The organism is Vibrio sp. S234-5, from assembly GCF_000960595.1.
Taxonomy (GTDB): Bacteria; Pseudomonadota; Gammaproteobacteria; order Enterobacterales; family Vibrionaceae; genus Vibrio.
Map to the genome: position 1 here is coordinate 1 of NZ_JZAM01000462.1, position 454 is coordinate 454.

1 pseudogene is annotated in these 454 nt (G+C 40.7%); it reads left to right on the forward strand.

Annotated features, from left to right (window positions below):
• A pseudogene (locus UF06_RS27290) lies at window positions 1–197 on the forward strand (diguanylate cyclase); the annotation flags it as partial.
• Between the last annotated feature and the right edge of the window lie 257 nt (window positions 198–454).

The window sequence follows — 454 nt, forward strand, 5'->3', positions numbered from 1 at the left end:
TTCCAACGTGTTATGAACCGCGGAGAGGTAGCATCAGTGTTGGCGCTGCAGAGCGAACAGAAAACATGAGTACGTACACCGATTTGATTCGCGCAGCCGATGAATCCGTTTATTTAGCGAAGCAAGAAGGAAAAAATAGAGTTCGGGCTGTTCAAAAGTACGTAACGCTAGAGCCGGTTTCTGTCCGACAAAACTAATTAGTTCAGAATGATTTGAATGGTGAGATTCTGCTACCAAGTTAATGCATTTTCCCCTTCTATGTTTCTAAGCTTATTTATGAAACTGGTGCTTGTTACACAAGCGCTCGCACACTGTTAAGTTCGATAACAGTGCTTTTTTTACGTTTTTGTGTTCTGTTTATTCAATATCCTCTTCTTTTCATAATTCAATTTGGCATTGGTGTCTGGTTTGGCTACTATGTACAGCTATCAAAAAACCAAGCACTCCCTTATGG